This window comes from Mesorhizobium sp. M1E.F.Ca.ET.063.01.1.1 (genome assembly GCF_003998155.1).
Lineage (GTDB): Bacteria > Pseudomonadota > Alphaproteobacteria > Rhizobiales > Rhizobiaceae > Mesorhizobium.
This window is the reverse complement of the sequence record NZ_RZSC01000622.1, coordinates 1-3509: the sequence shown is the minus strand read 5'-3', so window position 1 is coordinate 3509 and position 3509 is coordinate 1. Positions and strand designations below refer to the sequence as shown.

Genomic DNA, 3509 nt, shown 5'->3' with positions numbered 1-3509 from the left:
AATCAGGAGGGCGCTGAAAACGGCCTTGCTCGGCAGCGTCATTCGCACCGTCAGGTCGGCCGGCTACTCGCTCGAGAAGCCGGACGACTGAAATCGGTGGTCGAATGTGGTGCCGCTCTCTCTTCCTCCGCTGAGAGCGGTGTTGCCGCAGACGCTCCTAACGAAGACCAAGAGAAGCAGGCAAATGGAATTTAAAAGCATATTCTGTGTGACGGGTGCTGATCATTCTGATGAGGACCTCACAACAGCTGCCGGACTGTGTGGCGAGGTCGGCGCGCACCTATCCGTACTGATTATACCGCCTCCATTGCTCTTGATGTCGTCTCCGCCCCTCGAGTGGGGTACGGGACGTGCACAGGCAATTGCAGTACCGAATTATCGATTTCAGCAAATCGAGAAATTTTCACAGGACGTGACCAGAATGGAAAGACGGTCCGCGGATATCCTCAAACGGCTGAAAGCTATGTCGCTTTCCTGTGACGTTGACACCGACTATTGCGATCCGGCTAGCCTTGGTGAAGTGGCACGACAGCGGGCGCTCTGCGCTGACCTGACGATCGTTGGAGGAGACCTCCTCAACGATGAGACTCTCGGACCTCCTGTTGTCAACGGCTGCTTGTTCGATAGCGGAAAGCCGGTGCTCATCGTGCCGAAGGGCGCTAAGGCGACCCTGTCGCCTCGACGCGTGCTGGTCGGCTGGGATTCGCGCGTAGAGGCCTCGCGTGCGGTTCGGGAAGCTCTTAGTCTCCTATCCGCTGCTGAGGAAGTTTGTGTCGCTATGGTCGATCCGAAGGCGCAAAACAACGGGAAAGGTGCGCAGTCTGGAGCAGACATCGCTGCCTATCTTACTCGGCACGGTGCTCGGGTCTCGGTTGACCTGCTTAAGAGCGCCGGTAAATCGGCGGCCACAGTGCTGACGCAGCACGCGGCCGACACCTGCGCCGACATGATAGTCATGGGTGCTTATGGCAGCCGTCGGCTGCGTGAGCGGATTTTCGGCGGTCCGCCGAGCTGGAGTTTTGAGAAGACCACATTGCCGCTGTTTTTGGCTCGCTGATCAGTTCCGTAGGAACACCGATCAGGTCGAAGGAGCGCCAACCAGTCCGAAGTCGTTGTCGGTTACCGGTCGGATTGCGGAGAGATGGCTGGATCCGCCAACATCTTGCGACGCTTGTCAGAGCCAAACCGGACGCCTCGACTGCTTCAGGACGCTCTCGTGCATCCAACTCGTGCGAGATCGTCTGTAACCGGCAGTAAAGACGAACGGCTGCAGCAGACCGCAGCCAAGCCACAGGGCGGGTGTACCAGGGGCCCCCGCCTCGGGCGCGAACCCTGTTGGAATGCCCCTGATCAGTACCCGGACGCGGGTCAAATCGGCGGCTGCCCCTGTCTGGCCTGCGGTGTGCAAGGGCCGCTGCCGCGGGGCTTCCTCTGCCCGACATCGTCGGGCGCGACAATGTCGGGTTCCAGACGAGCTGGAATTAGGAGAACTCGTTGGTTTGACGTTTTCTTTATCCGGCACGCTGCATGCATGGGAGTCTACGAACGCATTACGAGCCGTTATCCATGGTTACGCCCCTCGAAGAAAGAGCCGCTTCCGTCGTAACCGGGAAACAGTCAATCCTGGGGTGGAGGCAGCCGCTAGGAGCCGCCGTAAAATCCGGAGAGCTGCGCGACAGCATCACACGCGGTCCTTCTCGCTCTTGGGTTCGGATGATGCGGTGCCCGCTGTCGATGTCGCCCATTGAGCTCAAGACCTGGAAGGCCGCGCAGGCTTTTGCCTTCCTCTCAGTCGGGACCGCGGCTCAAGGATGCCTGTGAGGTTCGCAATGCTCAATGCCTGGCGGTCGCCGCGCACATGCCGCTGAGTTGGGAAACACTCCTAGAGGAGCAAGGATAAGTGGAGCTCTTTTGCATTGGTATCGGTGCTGGGCCGTCTAATTTGAGCCTTGCGTGTCAGATACAGGAAGAGATTGCGCAAGGGGCACTGTTCCTGGATCGGCAGGTTGATTTCCGCGGACATCCAGGCAGCGCTTTCGATTGCGCGGAGCTCCAGGTCGGCCACTTCCAGGATCTGGTTACTCTGGTCAATCCGCGATCAGCCTACACATTCGTAAACTACCTCCACGAGAACGGGCGTCTTTACCATTTCCTCAATGCGCAATTTCACGGGGTGCTCAGAGCCGAGTTCGCTCAATATCTCAACTGGGCGTTCCAGAAGAATCCGCTTGTCCGTGGCGGCGAGGCCGTTCGCGAAATCCGCTTTGACGGCGAGTTTCGCGTGCGGACGGACAACGCGGTCCTTGATGCGAGAAACCTCGTCATCGACATAGGCAAGCAGGCGCAAATTCCGCCTCAGTTTCATGGCTGGACTGGACCCAACCTGTTCCACTCATCTGAGTTGGCCCACATCAATCCTGAGGTGCAAAAAAAGCATGTCTGCGTTGTTGGCGGCGGACAGTCGGGAGCCGAGCTGCTGCTGCACCTTGTCGGCCGGCCGAAAGAACGGCGGCCCGCGGCGATCACTTGGGTCTTGACGCGCGAGATGCCTTTCGACGACCACCCGTTCACAAACGAGCTGTTCACGCCTTGCTTTTCGGATCGTTTTGCGGCCATGAGCGAGGTGCATCGCCAGCTGTTCCTGCGGCGTTTCGCGCTTGCCTCCGACGGGATTTCAGAAAGCACGTTGCGCGCGGTCTATCAGGCGCTCTACCACCACGCCTTTCTCGAGCCACACCAATGCGACATCACACTGCGGCCAAGTTGCAACGTGTCGCGCTGCATCAACGCAGGGGCGGGGCACAGGCTCACGCTGCAGCGCGGCATGGATAACATCGGAGAAGTAACCGCGGACATCGTCATCCTGGCCACGGGGTACGAGAACGCGCTGCCGGACTTCCTGGAACCGATCGCAGATCGCCTCGAGCAGATCGGCAATGAGCTCGCCACCGGCGAGGATTTTTCGGTGTACTGGGACGGACCGCGAGACAGACGCCTTTTCGTTCAGAACGCCTGCCTTGGACAGCGCGGGCTGGCTGATCCGAACTTTGGCCTGCTGGCCTGGCGAGCGCGCCGCATCCTGGACAGCCTTCTGGGGCGCCCGCCATGCACCAATCCCGAGCATCTGGGCTTCATCAGCCGTACGTTGATCGAGCGCCGGCCCGACCTCGTAGCCGAAGAAATGGGCAGCGGGATATAACTGGTCTACTATTGTTCATTGGCGGTGGCATCCAGGGAATGATGTACGCCTTCGTTGCGGCGAACGCGGGAGCCTTAGCCCAGATCATCTTGACCGAATAAGCACTCGGGCCCTGAGGCACATCGTATATTCTGCGGACGTTTCCCCTACGCTCGTTAAGTCCTTACGTTCACTCGAAAGAGTGCGGTAGCCTCAGCGGCCATGGCTGAGCCCGCGCTCAGCGGGGAGGGTCCTTGCCTTTGGCGATGCATGTCGTGGCTGGACCCGGTGAGTTAGGTGAGTCCGGCCCGGTCTACCCAGCCCCTGCGCC

Annotated in this window: 2 protein-coding genes; both read left to right on the top strand. The window is 59.7% G+C overall.

The features are described from left to right. Nucleotides 1-184: 184 nt before the first annotated feature. Complete coding sequence (locus EOA29_RS29345) at nt 185-1057, top strand: universal stress protein (protein ID WP_127221972.1); 873 nt, start codon at nt 185-187, stop codon at nt 1055-1057. An 843-nt stretch (nt 1058-1900) separates the two neighbouring features. Beyond that, entirely contained in the window at nt 1901-3199 is a 1299-nt protein-coding gene (locus EOA29_RS29340; RefSeq protein WP_029356510.1) for a SidA/IucD/PvdA family monooxygenase, read from the top strand. Nucleotides 3200-3509 lie beyond the last annotated feature (310 nt).

Excerpts from the sequence above, each read along its gene's own strand:
- EOA29_RS29345 (WP_127221972.1), top strand. The coding sequence starts at position 185 with ATGGAATTTAAAAGCATATTCTGTGTGACGGGTGCTGATCATTCTGAT.